A 19,932-nucleotide genomic window follows, 5' to 3' on the forward strand; every position below is an offset into this window, starting at 1 on the left:
TCATGCTCCTTAGCGACGATATGCCAGTGAGCGCACCAGTCGATCGCCTGTTTTCTGAATTAACTGTACCAGCAGCAGTAAAACGATGACGGTGCCTGCGATGAGCGTATTATCGAAGCGCTGGTAGCCGTAGCGGATCGCCAGATCGCCCAGTCCGCCGCCGCCAACGACGCCCGCCATCGCTGAAAAGCCGATGAGCATCACAATCGTCAGGGTGATCCCCGCTACCAGCGCAGGCAGCGCCTCCGGCAACAGCACCCGGCTGACGATGTACCAGTGGCTACCGCCCATGGCTTCCACTGCCTCAATGCGTCCGCGATCCACCTCATCCAGCGCGCTTTCAACAATGCGGGCGAAGAAGGGAAACGCGCCCAGCGTAATAGGGACGATAGCCGCGGTACTGCCCAGCGTGGTACCGACAATCAGACGGGTAAACGGGATAAGCGCAATCAGGAGAATGACAAACGGCAACGCGCGCCCAATGTTAACGACGGCATTTAGCACCGCCGCCACGCCGGGGGCAGGCAATATGCCGCCTTTACGGGTTAAGAACAGCAGCACACCAGCCGGCAGACCAATCAGCACGGTAAATACCGCTGCCAGCGCGACCATGTACAACGTCTCCAGCGTGGCATTAAGCATCAATTCAAAAAAACGATTCCAGTTCAGGCTACGCATCGGGTCAGTACCTCCGCCTGATATTTGGCCAGGAACGCGCGATCGGTTTCGCCGTCCTGCAATAACATCTGCCGCAGGCGTCCGTCCTGGCGCGCCATGATTTGCGCAAGCGTGCCGCTTTCGATCAACTGCCCGTGCTCCAGCAATGCAGCGCCGTGACAAATGCGCTTCACTACCGACATTTCATGGGTGATGAGCACAATCGTGATGTTGAGCTGACGCTGGATGTTCGCCAGCAGATCGAGAATAGAACGGGTGGTTTCAGGGTCGAGCGCGCTGGTGGCTTCATCGCACAGGAGATAGCGCGGCTCTGCTGCCAGTGCACGGGCGATACCCACGCGCTGCTTTTGTCCGCCTGAAAGCTGTGATGGCCAGCTATCGCCAAACGGCTCCAGGCCCACCAGCGCCAGTAATTCTTCAATCCGTTGCGCGCGCACTTTCGGCGGTACTCCGGCAATTTCCAGTGGCACATCAATATTGTTCCGAACGGTGCGCGAATGGAGCAAATTAAAGTGCTGGAAAATCATCCCCATTTGCTGGCGCTGCTGGCGCAATTGCGCGGTATTCAGTGTGGCAATGTCGCGGCCGTCAATTTCTATTCGCCCTGACGAGGGACGCTCCAGACGGTTAAGACAGCGCAGGAGCGTACTTTTTCCCGCGCCGCTTCGCCCTAAAATGCCGAAGATAGTGCCGGCCTCAATGGTCAGGGAGACATCGGATAAAGCCGGTGCGGCAGTACCGGCGTAATATTTACTGATATTTTCGAGTTTAATCATGCTGAGAGTTCGCAACCGGGATCACAGAGCCGTTGTACTTTTCCTGAATAAATTTCGCCACCTGCGGTGACGTCAGATCTTTTGCCAGTTGAATGATCCGTGGGTCCTTGACCAGTTCCGGTCGGGTAACCAGCAGGTTGGCATACGGGTTATGGTCGGCAGACTCCAGGCCCAGCGCATCTTTCGCTGGTACCAGTCCTGCCTCCAGCGCATAGTTACCGTTAATGATCGCCGCATCAACGTCATCCAGCGCACGCGGGATTTGCGGGGACTCAATCTGCACTATCTTGATTTTCTTCGGGTTATCGACGATGTCTTCCGGCGTCACCAGCGTGGTGACCGCATTACCGGTATCTTTGAGTTTAATGACCCCCTTATCCTGCAATAGATGCAGCGAACGGCTCAGGTTCGGGGCGTTATTCGGCACGGCAATACTGGCTCCCTCGGGCAAATCAGCGAGCGACTTGATTTTATGCGAGTAAATACCCAGCGGCTCGATATGCACTTCTGCCGCCACGCTGAAGGTTTTCCCCAGCGCTTTTTCCTGATCTTTTAAATAAGGCAGATGCTGAAAATAGTTGGCGTCCACGTCGCCGGAAGCCAGTAGTTCATTTGGATTGATCCCGCCGCTGCTCATCTCAACAATTTTTAAATCTAATTGAGGATCGATTTTTTGCACGTACTCCAGTATTTCAGCATGCGGAATGGGATCGGCGGCAATACGTAATGGTGCGGCATGTAATGTCTGCGCAATCAATAAAGAAAGTCCAGCCAGGGTAAATGCAACAGATTTGATCATGTTATTATCCTTATTGCTCAAGGTCGTTTTTCGTTATTAAGATATTCAGCATAAAAGCGATTCGCGACGTCAGGATGCGAGCGCAGACGTCCTTTTAAATAATTCCATCCCACCTCGCGTAATAATGGATTAAGCGGATCGCTGGTCGGCCCCTGTGCCAGTTGCGCCAGTTTTTCCGGAAGTTGATATACCGGCACAACGGCATCCAGCTGCGCACCGAGGAAAAAGGCCACCGACAGCCGCTCACGTTCACCCTGCGGGGAAACCACCCGGTGGACGGTGGCGCGCAGATAGCCGTTGGTCGCAAGTTCCAGCAGTTCACCAATATTCACAACAAACGAATCGGGCAGCGGCGCGGCATCCACCCAGTTATCGGGTGAAACCTCAACCTGCAAGCCGCCCTGTTCATCCTGAAGCAATAGCGTCAGAAAACCGGAGTCTTTATGCGCGCCCACCCCCTGACGGGATTCACTCTCCTGACGTCCCGGATAGCGAATCAACTTAATATGTTCGTTCGGATAGTCACCGTAGAGATTATCGAAAGCGTGGCGCGGCAGCGAAAGCGCTTCGGCAAAGGCCCGCAGCAGCTCCAGCGCTACCTGCGTCATCTCCTGCTGCCAGCGAGTCAGGATGGTGCGCAACGCGGGCAACGCCTGCGGCCATTGGTTCGGCCCCTGCATCCGCTGCCATACAGGAGCCGCGCTGTCCGACACCGCATCACGCTCGGCACCAATATCAAATTGCTCGCGATAATCGGGCTGACCGCGCGTAATTTCGGACCCGGCGCGGTTGTAGCCACGAAAATGCGGTGAGTGCGCCATCTTTACGCTGAGTTTGTCGTCTTCCGGCAGGGCAAAAAACTGCCATGAAACGCGCTGGACGTCCGCCAGCAACTGCGGAGAAATGCCGTGACCGGTAAGATAAAAAAAGCCCACCTCGCGTGCCGCTTTGCCCAGGGTTTCAAGAAACGCCTGACGCTGTTGAGGGCTACCGTTTAATTGTGAAAAATCAATCACCGGAAGTGATAATGCGTGGGCTGAACTCACCGTTTTCGTCCTGTTAATTTGCAATAGTTTCACCTTGCCATTTCACCGGGACGAACACTACGAAGTTATATTTCTAATAATATCTAAAAGCCGCAAATGGTTATTTATGCATTAATAAAGCGATGACGCGAATTTATAACTCGATAAATAACGGCGGCGACCAGGCGGTAATCTCAGGTAGCGGACGATCAAAGCGCGCAATTTCAACAAAACAGGTCTGGGCTGTACATCCCTGCCCCAGCCGCGAGCTGCCAGTATCGCAGGTCAGAATATTAGGATTACCGTGCTTATCCAGCGAGTTTTGTTCCTGAGCATTCAGCGGATCGTACCAGGCACCCGTGGACATTTGCACCACACCGGGCAAGATGTCTCGCGTCAGGTGCACACCGGCAAGCAAAGCGCCGCGTGGGTTGAAGACCTTAACAATGTCTCCCTGCGCAATTCCGCGGGTGATAGCGTCATCAGGATGCATCCACAAGGGTTCGCGGCCGTGAATTTTGGTCTGGCGGCTGACTATGCCATGATCGTACTGGCTGTGCAGGCGCGTGCGCGGCTGGCTGGACAGCAGATGCAGCGGCCATGTCTTTTTCACCTCGCGCTGCGCCTCATATTCAGCAGCATGCCAGTACGCATGACCAGGCGCTTCCGCGTAGCCAAAGTCGGCGACGGTTTGCGAGAACAGCTCAATTTTGCCCGATGGCGTGGTGAGCGGCGCGTTGTCAGGGTCCTCACGAAACGCGCGCAGTAAAATCTGCGGCTGATCGGGACGCGGATACTCCAGCTTTCCCGCCTGCCAGAATGCATCGAAGGACGGTAACGTTATGCCGTCCGCTGCCGCACGCGGGTGCGACGCGTCATACAGCGTTCTGAGCCATTCTCCTGCCGTGCGTCCTTCGGTAAAGGAGCCTGCAAAGCCCAGCCGCTCCGCCAGTGCACTGAAGATCGCATAATCATCACGCGCCTGTTCAAACGGCGGCAGATGCTGGCGCATGGCAATCATAAAGCCGTCATTGCTGGCGCTGCCAATATCCTCGCGCTCAAGCGAGGTGGTTGCAGGTAAAACAATATCGGCATGCTTCGCCTGTGCGGTCCAGTACTGTTCGTGGACAATGACGGTATCGGGCCGTCGCCAGGCGCGGATCAGCCGGTTAAGATCCTGATGATGATGAAACGCATTGCCGCCTGCCCAGTACACCAGCCGGATGTCGGGATACGTTAACGTCTGTCCGTCAAACGCATAGTGTTCACCGGGATGCAGCAGCATGTCGGCCACGCGGGCAACCGGGATTACGGTCGAGACGGCATTATGCCCGGTACCAAGACGCGGGCCGGAAAACACCCGGCGGTCAGCACCGCACAGGTTGGTGGACGCATAGCCGAAACCAATACCGCCGCCCGGCGTCCCGATGTGCCCGAGCAGCGCAGTCGTCGCCACCAGCGCCCAGTAAGCCTGCTCGCCCTGTCGCGCGCGCTGAACCGACCACGCCATATTAATCAGCGTCTTTTTACCGGCCATTCGCCGCGCCAGCTGGCGGATAGTCTGTGCCGAAAGGCCGGTTAACGGCGCGGCCCATTCCGGCGATTTGACGTCACCGTCATCGTGCCCCTGAAGATAAGCCGCAAAGCGCGCAAATCCTACGGTGCAGCGGGCAACGAAATCGCGGTGGTAAAGTGACTCTTCAATTAACACCTGACACACCGCCAGTAACAATGCCGTGTCGCTGCCAGGCTGAATGGCGAGCCACTCCGCCTGCGGTAGCGCGGCGAGATCGTTACGTACCGGGCTGATATTAATAAACGCGGTGCCATTGTTGTGCAGCGTTTGCAGCCAGTGATTGAGGGCGTGATCGCTTGCCCCGCCACCGTTAACCTGCGCATTACGCAAGGGCAAACCGCCCATCGCCACCACCAGCTCACAATGTTCAGCCAGCACGGCCCAGTGGGTATGCTGACGTTGCAGGGTATCCAGGTCGCCGAGGATATGCGGCAACACCCGCTCACCCGCCGCGATGCTGTAGGTATTGGTGCTGGCGGTATAGCCGCCAAAATGATTGAGAAAGCGATGCAACTGGCTCTGCGCATGATGAAAACGGCCCGCGCTCGACCAGCCGTAGGAGCCGCCGTAAATGGCCTGATTGCCGTGGTTGTCTTTAACGCGTTGTAATTCCTCGGCAACCAGCGATAACGCCTGCTCCCAGCTCACCTCGACAAACGGTTCCTTGCCGCGACCCTCGCGTGAAGCGCCTTTTCCCTGAAGATAGCCAAGCCGAACTGCCGGGCGTTTTATCCGCACATCGCTCTGCACGCTGCCAGGCAGCGATTGACCGATTTTGGACGGCTGACGATCCCACTCAACCGGCTCCAGGGCGGTCAGCACGCCGTTGTCGGTAGTCACACGGTAAGTGCCCCAGTGGGTTGCCGTCAGGCGATGGTGTGCATCGTTATTATTCATTCCCGACTCCGCCTTAGTGCATGGTCATGCCGCCAGTAACGTTAATCGCCTGGCCGGTCATGTAGGACGCCAGCGGACTGGCGAGAAACAGCACTACATTTGCCACATCTTCCGGCTGCGCGGTGCGACCGAGCAGTACCTGCGAGCAATCTTCGGCGTAAATCTCTTCTGCCGTCATGCCGCGTAGCGCGCCGCCCTGCTCACGCTCGCGCCATTTCATGGCGGTTTCGACAATGCCGGGGCACACGGCGTTGACCAGAATATTGTCACGCGCCAGTTCAATGGCCATGACTTTACTTAGCCCTAATACCGCATGTTTTGAGGCAACATACTGTCCCATCAGGCGATAGCCGTTTTTCCCGGCCTGCGAGGCGATAGTAATAATGCGGCCATAGCGCTGTGCCCGCATTAATGGGATCGCGGCTTCACAGGCGTAACCCACCGCTTTAAGATTGATATCAAGGAGGCGCTGCCATCCCTCATCATCCAGTTTATCAACCGGGCTCATCACCGAAACGCCACAGCTATTGACCAGAATATCCACGCGGCCAAACTGCTGCTGCGCACGGGCGATAAGCGTATTAACCTGCAGGCGCTGCGCCATATCACAGGGCAGGGCCAGCCAGCGCTCGCGCTGCTCGGGTTCGATTATCGCGATATCACCGATGACCACGCTGGCCCCGGCACGGTAGAGCAGTTCGGCAATAGCGCGCCCGATCCCCTGATGAGCGCCGGTCACTACAGCCGTTTGCCCCTGCAAATCGAGTAAAATCATGACTAAAGCTGCCGGACAAAGGCGTCCGTGCTGATCCCCTGATCAAGCACCTGCCGCGCGTACTCTTTGGCTGAGAACAACGAGTGATCGCGATAGTTTCCGCACTCCAGCGCACTGACGGCTGGCACGGTGGTGGCATCGACCACCCGCTGCAACACCCGCGTTAAGGCGGTGGCGATGGTTTTCGGTTCACGCTCATCCCATAAAATCAAATAAAAACCGGTACGGCAGCCCATTGGCGAAATGTCGATAACGCCGTCTAACTCTTCACGCAGGCCAAACGCCAGCAGATGCTCCAGGGTATGTAAGGCTGCGGTCGGAATGGCATCCACGTTAGGTTGCAGAAAACGCAGGTCGTATTTTTGCACCACGCCGCCCTGCGGATGGCGCTCAAGACCCGCCACGCGAACGTACGGGGCGATCACTTTGGTATGATCAAGGGTAAAACTTTCAACGACTGGCATAACAATGACTCCTGATGAAGGTTATTCACGACGAATACGGCGCGCAAAGCGTGTGCCGAGTGTCTGTAAGAGTTGCACGATGATAATCAGCACGATGGCGGTAGAGAGCGTGGCGAAGGCGTCAAAACGCTGGTATCCATAGGTGATGGCCAGATCGCCAATGCCACCCCCGCCAACGGTGCCGGCCATGGCGGTAGCGCCCAACAGCCCGATGGTGGCAGTAGTCAGCGCGAGAATGAGCGATGAAGCCGCTTCCGGCAGCATAAAGTGCCAGATGGTTTGCAGTACGCTGGCCCCCATCGCATTCGCCGATTCCAGAATCCCGTCGTCCACCTCCAGCAGCGAGCTTTCTACCAGCCGCGCAATATACGGCGCGATAAAGACCACCAGCGGCACTATCGCGCCCGGCGTGCCGATGGTGGTGCCGACCAGCCAGCGGGTCAGGGGCAGAATAGTGATGAGAAGGATAATGAACGGCAGCGAACGCAGGATGTTAACGATGGGGTTGATAACCTGATGCACCACCGGGTTTGGCAAAATGCCACCGGGACGGCAGGTTACCAGTATAATCCCCAGCGGAATACCAAGCAGCGAGCCAAAGCCCAGCGAGATGCTGACCATGAGCAAGGTATCGTACAGCGCCAGTAAAAACTGGTCGCTGGTGATCGCGGTATCGAAAAATTCAAACATCGCTGATTTTCACTCCTGCCTGATGAAGATAGTGCTCCGCCAGCGCAATTTGCTCAGCCTCGCCGCTCAGTTGCACAATCATGAAACCGAGGATCGTGCTCTGGATTTCTGCCATGCTGGCAAACAGAATATTGACCTCGACGGTATGTTCGCGGATCAGCCGGTGGATAATCGGCTGCTGTGCCGTATTCCCCACAAACTCCAGCCGAAGTACACGACTCGCTGAGTGCTGTTTGATTTTTGCCAGCGTCTGTTCCGGCAGGCGGTCGTGGATCACCGACTGGACGAAACGGGTGGTAACCGCATGCTGCGGTTGTCCGAACAGGCTGAGCACATCACCCTGCTCAACAATTTTTCCCTGCGCCATCACCGCGACGTGGTGGCAAATTTTCTGCACCACAGACATTTCGTGAGTGATCAGCACAATCGTGATGCCGTAGCGCTGGTTAATCTCCTGCAATAGCAGCAGAATTTGCAGCGTGGTATGCGGGTCCAGGGCGGAAGTTGCCTCATCGCAGAGTAAAATCGACGGATTCGTCGCCAGCGCGCGGGCGATGCCGACGCGCTGTTTTTGCCCGCCCGAAAGCTCATCGGGATAACGCTGCGCTTTATCACTCAGATCCACAAAAGCCAGCAGCTCATTGACCCGCTCACGAATAAAAGCCTTATCTCGTCCCTGTAAAATCAGCGGGATGGCGACGTTGTGAAAGACGGTGCGCGAATTCAGCAAATTGAAGTGCTGAAAGATCATACCGATATCTTTCTTCACGCTATTAAGCTGTTTTTTATTAACGCCCTGAAGCGAAACACCGTTGATGAAGACCTCGCCTGCGCTCGGCGTTTCAAGATGATTAATTAAACGCAGCAGGGTACTTTTACCGGCTCCGCTGGCACCAATCACCCCGAATATTTCACCCTTCTGGATCTTCAGCGTAATATCATCCAGCGCCAGAAAGCGCTCACCCTGGCGTGAAAACGTCTTACTGACCTGATGGAAATCTATAATGCTCTCGCTCATTTGAGATAATCAGGCAGCAGGTAGCCTTCGTATTGCTGATGGGTTTGAATATAGTTTTTAAACTCCGCGGAGTGATAGCCTGCAATAATATCTTTGGCAAACGCGGCCTCTTTATTCTTACCGGCTACGGTTACCACATTGATAAACTGGCTGGTAGGAGCTTCGAGTTTGAGAGCAGACTTTAATTTCATACCGCTGGAGACGGCGAAATTACCCTGGATTAACCCATAATCCACATCCGGCAATGCGCGGACCTGCTGGGCGTTATCCATCTCTTTGAGCACGATGTTATAGGGGTTTTCACTAATGAATTTTTGTGAAAAGGTCGCGGGGTCGCTATCAGGCTTAATTTTCACCCAGCCAAGGCTTTGCAACACCAGCACAGCACGATATTCATTGGGAGCCTGGTTAGGTACGGAGATAACGGTACCGGGTTTCGGCGTGTCGAGAGTGTTAAGTTTGCCGCCATAAAGCCCCATGGGCGGTGTCGGGACCTGAACGATACCCACGTTATCGATGCCCAGGCGTTCATTTACCGATTTGAGGTAAACCGGGTGCTGCATAATATTCGCTTCAATATGACCGCGACTGACAGCATCATTCACCTGGATGCCATCGCTGAAGTCTTTATATTCTACTTTATAACCTTTCTTTTCCAGATAAGGCGCGACGCCCTGCTGGAATTGTTCTTTATATGGACCGGGGTTAAACCCTACCCGAATCAGTTTATCCTCAGCATGGGCTGCTGACAGAAGCGTGGAGGTTGATAGCGCGGTTAAAATAATGCCATATATCAGGGTAGTACGCATGAATGGTTCTCTTTAACTGGCTCATTGAATAAAAACGATTAAATCACAGGAGAGTAAGGTGTGAGAAGAATGCAAGGGCAAATGACTATGTCTTTTTTATACTAACAATATCTATATTTTGTTATTGCAGTTATTAACTATCCTTTGCCATTTTATTGTATTAAATCGGGCGTTAATTTATTTTGTGCAATGATAGATTATGCGATAGTGATTATTTATTTCTTACGTCATTATAATCTTATGCCTGATTTTTCTGCGTCTCCCCTTGTTGAACAACTGGAAGAGAATCTGTTTAGTGCGCTGGAGAAACTGGCGGCTCAGATAGCGTCGTCAGAACGTACGCTCATCGATCTCTCTTCTGGCAGTCCGCATCAGCCGACGCCGCCCGCCGTGGTCGCGGCATTACAGGTGGCGGCGGTACAGCCCGGAAACCATGATTACCCCTCTTTTTGGGGAAAACCGGCGCTGCGCGAGGCCATTGCCCATTTTTATCAGCGCCAGTATGGCGTCAGGCTGGACCCGGAGCGTGAAATTGCCGTGTTCCACGGGGCGCATATTGCCGTTGGCGGGTTGCCAAGAGCGTTGCTTCATCCCGGCCAGTACCTGATCTCTACCGATCCCTGCTATCCTGTTTATCGCTCTGCGGCCCTCCAGGCTCAGGCACGTTTTTACGGCATTCCTCTCGACGCGGCACGCCAGTTTCAGCCCGATTTTTCCTGCGTGCCGGAAGAAGTGGCCCGCAACGCCGGACTGCTGATGCTGAATTATCCTCATAATCCGACGGGGGCGCTTGCCACCTCCGCGCTGTTTGATGACGCACTGGCGTTTGTGAAACACTGGCATATTCCGCTGGTACATGATTTTGCCTACGCCGCCATCGGCAGTCATGCCGGGGAACAGCCGCTCAGCTTATTATCCAGACCGGAGGCCAGCGAGTGGGGCGTGGAAATCTATACGTTATCAAAAACGTTTTTAATGGCGGGCTGGCGTTTCGGTTTCGCTGCAGGGAATGCGTCGATGATCGCGGCGTTTAAAAAACTGCATACTCACAGCTATAGCACGGTGTTTGGCGCGGTACAGGATGCGGCTATTGCTGCGCTACAGCTTCCGGCGCAAGAAATGGCGCAACTGGTTGCCGTTTATCATCAGCGCCGCCGTCGGGTGCTGGATGCACTGGACGCAATGCACTGGCCGGTGGAGCCTCATCAGGGCACGTTTTTTCTCTGGCTACCGGTGCCTGCGGGTTTCAGCGCTCAGCAGCTAACGGAGCATCTGCTCTATCAGGCGCAGGTGCTGGTGGCACCCGGACACGGTTTTGGCCCGGGTGGCGAAGGGTATATTCGCCTGAGCCTTACCGCGGATGACGATAATCTGGCGGAGGCGCTGAAACGTATTGCGGCGCTGAAACTCTTTTCCTGACGAAGCGACGCAGGCTGGCCGGTGACGGCCAACGGCATTAACGCCATACACCCGATGCCAGGCGGCGGCTACGCCTTGCCTGGCCTACATATCAACAAATTACGCATTGTCTGTAGGCCTGCGCAAGCGAAGCGCCGCCGGGCACTGTGCCATAACGACTGCCGGGTTTATTTAAACAGCTTCTGTACAAATTCGGCATACGCCGGACGCCAGACGTCCATCTCGTGTCCAAGTCCGGGATAAACATGGTAGTCGTTATGAATACCCTGTTTATCCAGTTGCGCTTTCAGGCCCTTGATATCGTTGCCCGTCACCTCGTCTTTTTCGCCAATCACCAGCGTAAAGTTATGCAGTTGCTGGTTGACGGACCGGGGATTCGCCAGACGCTGAGCGACAGTTTCATCCGGTACGGTGACCGTCGTCACTCCGCTAAACAGCCCCAGCCAGCCGAAGCTTTCCGGATGTTTTAATGCTGACAGTTCAGCCTGATAGCCGCCCTGAGAAAGCCCGGCAACAGCTCTGCCGTCGGCATCTTTACGCACGTTATAACGCTTGTTGATTAACGGTATAATGTCGTGAAGGAGTTCCCGGTCACCAAGCGTTGCGTTAGGTAAATAAAACTGTGAGCGAATATCACTGTAGCGATAGCTTTCCGGCGTGGTGGTCGGCGTATCGGTCTCTGTTTCCGGAATAACCACCAGCATTGGTTTAATTTTTCCCTCTGCCAGCAGGTTATCCATCATCTGCGGAATACGCCCCTGATTGATAGCTGAAAGTGTCGTATCACCGAAGCCATGATAGTAATAGAGCACCGGCAGTGGCGCTTTACTGGCGTTATACTCCGGCGGTGTCCAGACGTAGATTTGTCGTTCAGCATTCAGCTCGCGTGAATGATAGGTCAGCAAATGCAGCTCGCCGTGGGGGACGTTTCGCACGTCAAGCAGGCTCCCCGGCACCAGCACCAGACTGGTATTGACCTGCCGCTGCGGCTTGGTGCCCGCACTCCCGGAATCAATCGAACGCAGGCCATCTACTTCATAAAAATATTCGTACAAATTGCCTGCCATCGCTGGGCTGGTCCACGTCCAGACGCCATTTTTGTCTTTCTGCATAGGATGCGTGACGTGGCTTTCATCGGTTGCGCCGGTCACAACATTGACCTTCTTAGCATCCGGTGCCCAGAGTCTGAACGTTACGGTTTTATCCGCATTAACCTGGGTGATGAACTGATCGACGGCGGCGTTTTCGCCCGGTCCGGCAAGCGCTGAGGTAGCCTGAGCCTGATACATACATGCGCCTGATGCGAGAGAGATAGCGAGGATAAGAGGGATCTTTTTCATACGCGAGTCCTTGCAAAATAATTAACCACAAAACAATAACAATAGTGACTATATCGTTTTGTGATGAGTAACAAAAACCAGGCTGTTAATTCAGAACGGGTTGTTTTAACGTAGTTGCGACCATTAATGGCACTGACAGGATGTTTTATGACCACCATTCACAAGCCGCTACCGGTATTTAAATATCATCCACAGCCGCTACAAACTGGCGCGTTTGAGCAGGATAAGACCGTCACCTGCGACTGCTGCGAGCAGCCGACGCCTGTTTATTACACTAACCCCTTTTACAGCGTTGAGGATATTGACCATCTTTGCCCGTGGTGTATCGCCGACGGGAAAGCCGCTGAAAAATATGAAGGCAGTTTTCAGGATGATGCCAGCATTGAAGGGGTAGAAGCGCAGTATGATCAAGACGGGGAGTTTAACGGCGTCCAGATCCCTTATTCTGACGAGATGCTCAAAGAACTGACTGAGCGCACGCCTGGCTATCGCGGCTGGCAACAAGAGCACTGGCTGGCGCACTGCGGCGACTTCTGCGCGTTTCTCGGCTACGTGGGCTGGGAAGAGATTAAAGATCGTCTTGCTGAGTTTGCCAGCCTTGAGGACGACTGTGCGGAATTCGGCATGGCTTACGAGGATTTGCCGAAATATCTTTATAACGACGGCGATTGTCAGGGCTATCTGTTTCGCTGCCTGACATGTGGCAAATTACGCTTATGGGCCGATTTTTCATGATCGGTAGTCAAATTAAGGAGTAACGTTTATGCCCGATTTACTGGCCCGCTATCAGGGCTGTTTACTTGGCCTGGCCTGCGGCGACGCGGTAGGGACGACCGTTGAGTTTCGGGCTAAAGATTCCTTTACGCCGCTGACTACCATGCAGGGAGGCGGCCCGTTTAATCTGAAGGTCGGACAGTGGACGGATGATACGTCAATGGCGCTGTGTCTCACGCAAAGCCTGATTACCTGCCGGGGTTTTGATGCGACCGATCAGATGAATCGCTACCTCAACTGGTGGCGCTGGGGCTATTTTAGCTCCACCGGCGAATGCTTCGACATCGGTGGCACCGTTGCCCGTGCGCTGGGCAAATTCGCGCTCGACGGCAATCCGTATGCCGGTTCCGAAGCGCCGGACACCGCCGGTAATGGCTCCCTGATGCGCCTTGCGCCGGCGGTGCTGTATTACTATCCCGATCGCGCTCAGGCGCTGGATTTTTCTGAAGCCTCTTCGCGCACCACTCACGCCGCGCCGGAAGCCATCGCCAGTTGTCGCCTCTTCGCGCAGTACTTAATGAATGCGCTGAGCGGAAAAGACAAAGACGCTATTCTCGCCGACACAGAAGAACTGCCAGTCCAGGAGAATCTGCGCCAGATTGCGGCGGGTAGCTATCGTCAGAAACCGCGTTCAGCCATTCACGGCACCGGCTACTGCGTACAAAGCCTGGAAGCCGCGCTATGGTGTTTTTATCACGGCGCAGATTTTGAAGAAACGATCCTGATGGCCGCCAACCTGGGTGATGACGCCGACACGACTGCCGCGATAGCGGGTCAACTGGCTGGCGCATTTTATGGCGTTGAAGGCATTCCGCGGGCGTGGCGGGATCAGCTGTGGCAGTACGAGGATATTGATGCGCTGGCGCGGCAGTTGCTTGAAAAGCCGCAGCCATAATAATTCTTGCCGGGTGGTTTTTGCTACCCGGCATGAAAAAGTTACTCTTTCGGATCGCGGCCTGCCAGCAACTTATCAAGCTCATCGCCGCCAACGTGACGGAAATCCTGCCCCTTCACGAAGTAGAAGATGTACTCGCAAATATTCTGACAACGGTCGCCGATGCGTTCGATAGAGCGAGCGCAAAACAGCGCGGTCAACACGCTGGGAATGGTGCGTGGATCTTCCATCATATAAGTCATTAGCTGGCGCACAATGCCTTCATATTCTTGATCCACTTTTTTATCTTCACGGTAAATGCGTACCGCTTCGTCGAGATCCATTCGCGCGAAAGCATCCAGCACGTCGTGGAGCATCTGTACAGTGTGACGTCCCAGCGATTCCAGGCTCACCAGCAACGGTTGGTGCTGCTGAGAGAATTTTTCCAGCGCGGTGCGGCAAATTTTGTCTGCCACATCGCCAATGCGTTCCAGCTCGGCAATGGTTTTGATAATCGCCATCACCAGACGCAGGTCGCTCGCTGTCGGCTGACGCTTGGCGATGATGCGTACACAGGCTTCATCGATGGCGACTTCCATCATATTGACCTGCTTGTCACCATCAATGACGCGTTTCGCCAGCTCACTGTCCTGATTATGCATGGCAGTGATCGCATCCGATAACTGTTGCTCTACCAGGCCGCCCATCGTCATCACTTCGGTGCGAATATGTTCCAGCTCAGCGTTGAACTGGCCAGAAATGTGTTTGTTGAGATTAAGGTTTTCCATGACGCACTCCTGAATCAACCGTAGCGGCCGGTGATATAATCTTCAGTCTGTTTTTTGGCGGGCTTGGTAAACAGATCGTCCGTGTTGCTGAACTCGATCAGCTCGCCAAGATACATAAACGCCGTGTGATCGGAACAACGTGCGGCCTGCTGCATGTTGTGGGTGACAATCACCACGGTATAGTCCTGTTTTAATTCAGTGATCAGCTCTTCAATGCGCCCGGTAGAGATCGGGTCCAGCGCTGAACACGGCTCATCCAGCAGCAGGACATCCGGGCGAATCGCAATTCCGCGTGCGATGCACAGACGCTGCTGCTGACCACCGGAGAGAGAGTACCCGCTCTGGTGAAGCTTATCTTTAGTTTCATTCCACAGAGCGGCTTTGGTTAAAGCCCACTGTACGCGCTCGTCCATATCGGCACGGGAAAGCTTTTCGAACAGACGCACGCCAAAGGCTATATTGTCGTAAATCGACATCGGGAATGGCGTTGGCTTCTGGAAGACCATTCCGACTTTGGCGCGTAGCAGGGCGATATCCTGGGTATTGGTGAGAATATTGTCGCCATCCAGCAGGATTTCGCCTTCCGCACGCTGCTCCGGGTATAACGAATACATTTTGTTGAAGGTGCGCAGCAGCGTGGATTTGCCGCAGCCTGACGGCCCGATGAACGCCGTTACCTGGTTTTTTGCAATCTCCAGGTTAATGTTTTTCAGGGCATGGAATTTGCCGTAGTAGAAGTTCAAATCACGAACCTGAATCTTACCCGGAGTTGTATTAACCATACTCATTTCACTCTTTTCCTCATCCAGCGCCGCATCCGCCACGCCGTGCAATAATGCCTGATGACGCTGCGCTTATCAGGCCTACAAAGCTGTACAAATTACAGGCCGGACAGGGCCTGTCGTTTTTAACCGTGTTTCTGCTTCGCGAAAATGACGCGCGCCAGGATGTTCAGCAACAAGACACATAGTGTGATGATCAGCACCCCGGCCCAGGCCAACTGCTGCCACTCCGCAAACGGGCTCATCGCAAACTTAAAGATAGTGACCGGCAGGTTAGCGATGGGCTGCATCATGTCGGTGCTCCAGAACTGGTTGGAGAGTGCGGTAAACAGCAACGGTGCGGTTTCACCCGCAATACGCGCAATCGCCAGCAGGATACCGGTCATAATGCCGGAGACCGAGGCTTTCAGGGTAATCGCCGAAATCATCTTCCACTTTGGCGTGCCCAGCGCGTACGCCGCTTCACGCAGGCTGTCCGGTACCAGTTTGAGCATATTTTCCGTGGTACGAATAACGATCGGCACCTGCAATAGCGCCAGGGCAATCACGCCCGCCCAGCCGGAGAAGTGCTGCATCTGCGCCACGACCACGGTATAAACGAACAGCCCTACCACAATGGAAGGGGCGGAGAGCAGGATGTCGTTAATAAAGCGGATCACCTCAGCCAGCCAGGATTTACGGCCATACTCCGCCAGATAAATCCCCGCCATAATGCCAAGCGGTGTACCTAAAACGGTCGCCCACAGAATCAACAGCCCACTACCCGCCAGGGCGTTCGCCAGACCACCACCTGCGGTGTTTGGCGGTGGCGTCATTTCGGTAAACAACGCCAGCGACATTCCGTCAAAGCCGCGCACGATAGTGGACATCAATATCCAGATAAGCCAGAACAGCCCGAATGCCATCGTCGCCATTGAGAGCGTGAGGGCAATACGGTTTTTCATGCGCCGTTTAGCCTGCATCTTGCGGCGGGATTCCGCCAGTTCTGCGGTATGTTGCATGTCGAGAGTGGCCATCAGCGTGCTCCCTCGTTTTTCGCCAGACGCATCACCATGAATTTCGAGATTGCCAGCACGATAAAGGTAATCACAAACAGGATCAGACCCAGTTCCATCAGCGCTGCCACGTGCAGGCCAGATTCCGCTTCGGCAAATTCATTCGCCAGAGCAGACGTAATACTATTACCCGGCATGTACAGTGAAATGCTGTCGAGCTGGTAGGTATTGCCAATGATGAACGTTACCGCCATGGTTTCACCCAGCGCACGTCCCAGGCCGAGCATTATGCCGCCGATCACGCCATTTTTGGTGAACGGCAGAACAATGCGCCAGATAACTTCCCAGGTGGTGCAGCCGATACCGTAGGCGGACTCTTTCATCATTACCGGCGTTTGTTCGAAGACATCACGCATAACGGCGGCAATATAGGGAATGATCATGATGGCGAGGATGACGCCTGCCGCCAGGATGCCAATGCCAAAGGCCGGGCCGGAGAAGAGAGCACCAACAAATGGAATGTTGGACAGGATATTACCGACCGGCTCCTGAAAGTACGTCGCAAATAACGGCGCGAAAATAAACAGGCCCCACATGCCGTAAACAATGCTGGGGATGGCAGCCAGAAGTTCAATAGCAATGCCAAGCGGACGTTTCAACCAGGCGGGTGCCAGCTCGGTCAGGAAAAGTGCGATACCAAAGCTGACAGGAACCGCAATCAGCAGGGCGATAATAGACGTCGCCAGGGTACCGTAAATGGGCACCAGCGCACCGTAGATATCGTTCGGGGCATCCCACTCTTTGGTCCACAGGAACGAGAATCCAAACTTCTCAATACTGGGCCAGGACGAGATGATGAGAGAGACGATAATGCCGCCCAGCATAAATAGCACTATCAACGCAGCCAGTCTTACCAGCGCGCTGAATATCATGTCACCCTTTTTACCCGGTGGGTTAATTACACCCCTGGTTGCAGCCATAAATCACTCTTTAGTTAACGACGCCTTACGAAGTTGCCCGGTGGCGCTGACGCTTACCGGGCCTCCAGGCGGGAGGCACTGCGCCAGCCGCCATTTTCGTCGGTATATCTGATTAGTACAGCGCTTTACCGCTGCTGTCTTTCACGTTGGTTTTCCATGCAGCACGAACCTGCTCAACCACGTTATCCGGCAGGGTAGCATAATCCAGGTCGTTGGCCTGTTTAGCGCCATCGTTATAAGCCCAATCAAAGAACTTCAGCACTTCAGCGCCCTGCTCAGGTTTTTTCTGCTCTTTGTGCACCAGAATGAAAGTGGTGGAAGTAATTGGCCACGCATCATCGCCTTTCTGGTTAGTCAGATCCTGGGCGAAGGATTTGCTCCAGTCCACGCCTTTTGCAGCGTTAGCGAAGCTGTCTTCGGTCGGGCTGACCGGTTTACCGTCAGCAGAAACCAGTTTGGTATACGCCAGATTGTTCTGCTTAGCATAAGCATATTCTACGTAGCCAATAGAGCCAGGCAGGCGCTGAACGAAGGCGGCGATGCCGTCGTTACCTTTACCACCCAGACCGGTCGGCCAGTTTACGGTAGAGCCAGCGCCAACTTTCGATTTCCATTCGTCGTTAACTTTCGACAGGTAACTGGTGAAGACGAAGGAGGTACCGGAGCCATCCGCACGGCGAACCACAGCGATATTCTGTGAAGGCAGTTTCAGGCCTGGGTTCAGTTTGGTGATAGCCGCATCATCCCACTTTTTGATTTTACCGAGGTAGATGTCACCCAGCGTTTTACCATCCAGTACCAGCTCACCGGATTTCAGGCCCGGGATGTTAACCGCCAGCACCACACCGCCAATCACGGTCGGGAACTGGAACAGGCCTTCCTGCTGAAGTTTTTCATCGGACAGAGGAGCATCGGAAGCACCAAAATCAACGGTGTTGGCGATGATCTGTTTTACGCCGCCGGAGGAGCCGATACCCTGGTAGTTTACTTTGCTACCGGTTTCTTTCTGGTAGGTGTCGGCCCATTTGGCATACACCGGCGCAGGGAAAGTTGCACCTGCGCCTGTCAGGCTTGCCGCCGCGTTAACAGCGAAAGCGCTCATCGATAAGGTCGCGGTGACAACCGTTGCGACAGTGGTACGCATAACGTTCATAATGTCTCCTGCTGGGATTCGTAAATCATTGTTAAGTGGCTACGAGGAGCAAAATAGGACAATCAGGTGACAGTTATATGTAAGGTATATGACAGTTTAATGACAGGCGAGTTTTTCAGGGTCAGTCCGTCATCCCGTTGTAACCTACACACCGTGCAGATTAGCTGAAAGCCGGGGGTAATGCTTCACAAGTTGGGTATTGTTAATAAAAAAAGGCGGCCAATCCTGGAGCCGCCTAACTGTTAACACTGCAAACATTCTGATTAGTTTTTAATTTCGAGCGTGATAGTGGCGTCAGCCGTAAAGGTACCCGGCTGTGGTGTCGCCCCGGTTGCACTGGCTGGCGCGGCAGAGAAGGTCAGTGAGTTATTTTCTGCTCCCCTGACATTCTGCCCTATATCCATATCCATAGCTCCGCCATTCACATTTACCCGCTTATTCCATTTATCGAAAATAGCAATCCCGACATCTTCATTACCCTGAACTTTCATCATGGTACCGTCAGCATCAACAGGCTCGGCTCTAAAGGTGGAGTAGACAATATCTTCATCCTCCATGCCAGTGCACCGCACCTGAATAGTTTTGGTTATTTTATTGTCAGGCACGATCTCACCTTTTGTCGCTGAAAATTTCGTGGTGGGTATCTTGCCTAGATTTACAACCAGATTCTGCCCCGCGGCAATTTCACAAGTTTGCGGCACAACAATGCTGCCACTAATTTTGACTTCAGCAAGAATATCCGAACTAATTTTTGAGGAAGCATCATCAATACCACCGTACAAATCGGCGACAATAACAGAAGGGATGATTACTTTACCAATAAAGGGTTTATTAATCAGAAAATTTACTTTAATCTGAGAGCCTGTCTCTAACAGCGCCGGATTACCAGAATGGGGGGTAAGATCGGTATAACAAAATCCACTCCTTTCTGCATCATTTCTCACCCCCTCAAAAGGAACGGGTGAAAATCCACGATTGTGTATATAAATTTCTGTAGCAATACTTAAATTTTCGTTCAGCGTATAATACGTTCTGTCACCTTTGGTAGTGTCCACAGGAAGTGAAGGCACTCTGGCCGTGTAATAAACATTGCTAAAAGTTGCTGAATACCGATCCAAACACTTACAAATTATTTCATAATTCCCCCCTGAGGTTAATGTTGTAATATTTGTAATCTCTGTCCCGGCTTTATTATACTCACCATTAACCGTTACGTCATTCAGGGGAATGATTATAGACATGATATTGCCCGTCAACCATAGGCTGACATGTGCCATTCTGGTTTTCAGCCAGACACAGTCCAGGTATTGAAACCAGCAA

Annotated in this window: 20 protein-coding genes; 3 read left to right on the forward strand and 17 right to left on the reverse strand. The window is 53.8% G+C overall.

The features are described from left to right. Window positions 1-9: 9 nt before the first annotated feature. From CHU32_RS16180 to CHU32_RS16225, 10 genes are all read right to left on the reverse strand, one after another. The gene (locus CHU32_RS16180) at window positions 10-678 is read right to left on the reverse strand and encodes a methionine ABC transporter permease (protein ID WP_103676240.1); all 669 of its coding nucleotides are present in this window, start codon (window positions 676-678) and stop codon (window positions 10-12) included. Continuing rightward, on the reverse strand, window positions 666-1,454 hold the full coding sequence (locus CHU32_RS16185) for a methionine ABC transporter ATP-binding protein (protein WP_103676239.1): 789 nt from the start codon (window positions 1,452-1,454) through the stop codon (window positions 666-668). The genes CHU32_RS16180 and CHU32_RS16185 overlap by 13 nt, the downstream gene beginning before the upstream one ends. Then, window positions 1,447-2,253, reverse strand: coding sequence for a MetQ/NlpA family ABC transporter substrate-binding protein (locus CHU32_RS16190; protein WP_103676238.1), 807 nt, complete (start codon window positions 2,251-2,253; stop codon window positions 1,447-1,449). Before CHU32_RS16190 ends, CHU32_RS16185 begins: the two co-directional genes overlap by 8 nt. 17 nt (window positions 2,254-2,270) lie before the next feature. Next, the gene (locus CHU32_RS16195; RefSeq protein WP_103676237.1) at window positions 2,271-3,299 is read right to left on the reverse strand and encodes an isopenicillin N synthase family dioxygenase; all 1,029 of its coding nucleotides are present in this window, start codon (window positions 3,297-3,299) and stop codon (window positions 2,271-2,273) included. A 133-nt stretch (window positions 3,300-3,432) separates the two neighbouring features. Beyond that, complete coding sequence (locus CHU32_RS16200; RefSeq protein WP_103676236.1) at window positions 3,433-5,751, reverse strand: molybdopterin-dependent oxidoreductase; 2,319 nt, start codon at window positions 5,749-5,751, stop codon at window positions 3,433-3,435. A gap of 13 nt (window positions 5,752-5,764) precedes the next feature. Beyond that, window positions 5,765-6,526, reverse strand: a complete 762-nt coding sequence (locus CHU32_RS16205; RefSeq protein WP_103676235.1) for an SDR family NAD(P)-dependent oxidoreductase — start codon at window positions 6,524-6,526, stop codon at window positions 5,765-5,767. A gap of 2 nt (window positions 6,527-6,528) precedes the next feature. After that, window positions 6,529-6,990, reverse strand: a complete 462-nt coding sequence (locus CHU32_RS16210; RefSeq protein WP_103676234.1) for an S-ribosylhomocysteine lyase — start codon at window positions 6,988-6,990, stop codon at window positions 6,529-6,531. Between the two features lie 21 nt (window positions 6,991-7,011). Continuing rightward, window positions 7,012-7,680, reverse strand: a complete 669-nt coding sequence (locus tag CHU32_RS16215) for a methionine ABC transporter permease (RefSeq protein ID WP_103676233.1) — start codon at window positions 7,678-7,680, stop codon at window positions 7,012-7,014. Continuing rightward, window positions 7,673-8,686: a methionine ABC transporter ATP-binding protein gene (locus CHU32_RS16220; RefSeq protein ID WP_245880231.1), complete on the reverse strand. Its 1,014-nt coding sequence runs from the start codon at window positions 8,684-8,686 to the stop codon at window positions 7,673-7,675. The genes CHU32_RS16215 and CHU32_RS16220 overlap by 8 nt, the downstream gene beginning before the upstream one ends. Before the next feature lie 8 nt (window positions 8,687-8,694). Further along, on the reverse strand, window positions 8,695-9,507 hold the full coding sequence (locus CHU32_RS16225; RefSeq protein WP_103676231.1) for a MetQ/NlpA family ABC transporter substrate-binding protein: 813 nt from the start codon (window positions 9,505-9,507) through the stop codon (window positions 8,695-8,697). Between the two features lie 240 nt (window positions 9,508-9,747). Here CHU32_RS16225 and CHU32_RS16230 point away from each other — a divergent pair, with 240 nt between their 5' ends. Then, on the forward strand, window positions 9,748-10,926 hold the full coding sequence (locus CHU32_RS16230; protein WP_103676388.1) for an aminotransferase class I/II-fold pyridoxal phosphate-dependent enzyme: 1,179 nt from the start codon (window positions 9,748-9,750) through the stop codon (window positions 10,924-10,926). A gap of 167 nt (window positions 10,927-11,093) precedes the next feature. On the opposite strand, the gene CHU32_RS16235 is transcribed toward CHU32_RS16230, so the two are convergent. Beyond that, entirely contained in the window at window positions 11,094-12,266 is a 1,173-nt protein-coding gene (locus CHU32_RS16235) for an esterase (RefSeq protein WP_103676230.1), read from the reverse strand. A 147-nt stretch (window positions 12,267-12,413) separates the two neighbouring features. Between CHU32_RS16235 and cbrC the strand changes: the two genes are divergently transcribed. Further along, window positions 12,414-13,001 carry a PF03691 family colicin E2 tolerance protein CbrC gene (cbrC, locus tag CHU32_RS16240; protein ID WP_103676229.1) on the forward strand — a complete coding sequence of 196 codons (588 nt, stop codon included), beginning with the start codon at window positions 12,414-12,416 and terminating at the stop codon, window positions 12,999-13,001. A 28-nt stretch (window positions 13,002-13,029) separates the two neighbouring features. Then, window positions 13,030-13,935 carry an ADP-ribosylglycohydrolase family protein gene (locus tag CHU32_RS16245; protein ID WP_103676228.1) on the forward strand — a complete coding sequence of 302 codons (906 nt, stop codon included), beginning with the start codon at window positions 13,030-13,032 and terminating at the stop codon, window positions 13,933-13,935. A 41-nt stretch (window positions 13,936-13,976) separates the two neighbouring features. Here the strand turns inward: CHU32_RS16245 and phoU are convergent, their stop codons facing one another. The 6 genes from phoU to CHU32_RS16275 form a co-directional block, all read right to left on the reverse strand. Continuing rightward, window positions 13,977-14,702 carry a phosphate signaling complex protein PhoU gene (phoU, locus tag CHU32_RS16250; protein WP_103676227.1) on the reverse strand — a complete coding sequence of 242 codons (726 nt, stop codon included), beginning with the start codon at window positions 14,700-14,702 and terminating at the stop codon, window positions 13,977-13,979. 14 nt (window positions 14,703-14,716) lie between these two features. Further along, entirely contained in the window at window positions 14,717-15,490 is a 774-nt protein-coding gene (gene pstB / locus CHU32_RS16255; RefSeq protein WP_103676387.1) for a phosphate ABC transporter ATP-binding protein PstB, read from the reverse strand. 119 nt (window positions 15,491-15,609) lie between these two features. Then, window positions 15,610-16,500: a phosphate ABC transporter permease PstA gene (pstA, locus tag CHU32_RS16260; RefSeq protein ID WP_103676226.1), complete on the reverse strand. Its 891-nt coding sequence runs from the start codon at window positions 16,498-16,500 to the stop codon at window positions 15,610-15,612. After that, complete coding sequence (gene pstC, locus CHU32_RS16265; RefSeq protein ID WP_103676225.1) at window positions 16,500-17,459, reverse strand: phosphate ABC transporter permease PstC; 960 nt, start codon at window positions 17,457-17,459, stop codon at window positions 16,500-16,502. Before pstC ends, pstA begins: the two co-directional genes overlap by 1 nt. A 112-nt stretch (window positions 17,460-17,571) precedes the next feature. Next, window positions 17,572-18,612, reverse strand: a complete 1,041-nt coding sequence (pstS, locus tag CHU32_RS16270) for a phosphate ABC transporter substrate-binding protein PstS (RefSeq protein WP_103676224.1) — start codon at window positions 18,610-18,612, stop codon at window positions 17,572-17,574. Between the two features lie 263 nt (window positions 18,613-18,875). Further along, window positions 18,876-19,853, reverse strand: a complete 978-nt coding sequence (locus CHU32_RS16275; RefSeq protein WP_245880229.1) for a fimbrial protein — start codon at window positions 19,851-19,853, stop codon at window positions 18,876-18,878. Window positions 19,854-19,932 lie beyond the last annotated feature (79 nt).

The organism is Superficieibacter electus, assembly GCF_002915575.1.
Taxonomy (GTDB): Bacteria; Pseudomonadota; Gammaproteobacteria; order Enterobacterales; family Enterobacteriaceae; genus Superficieibacter; species Superficieibacter electus.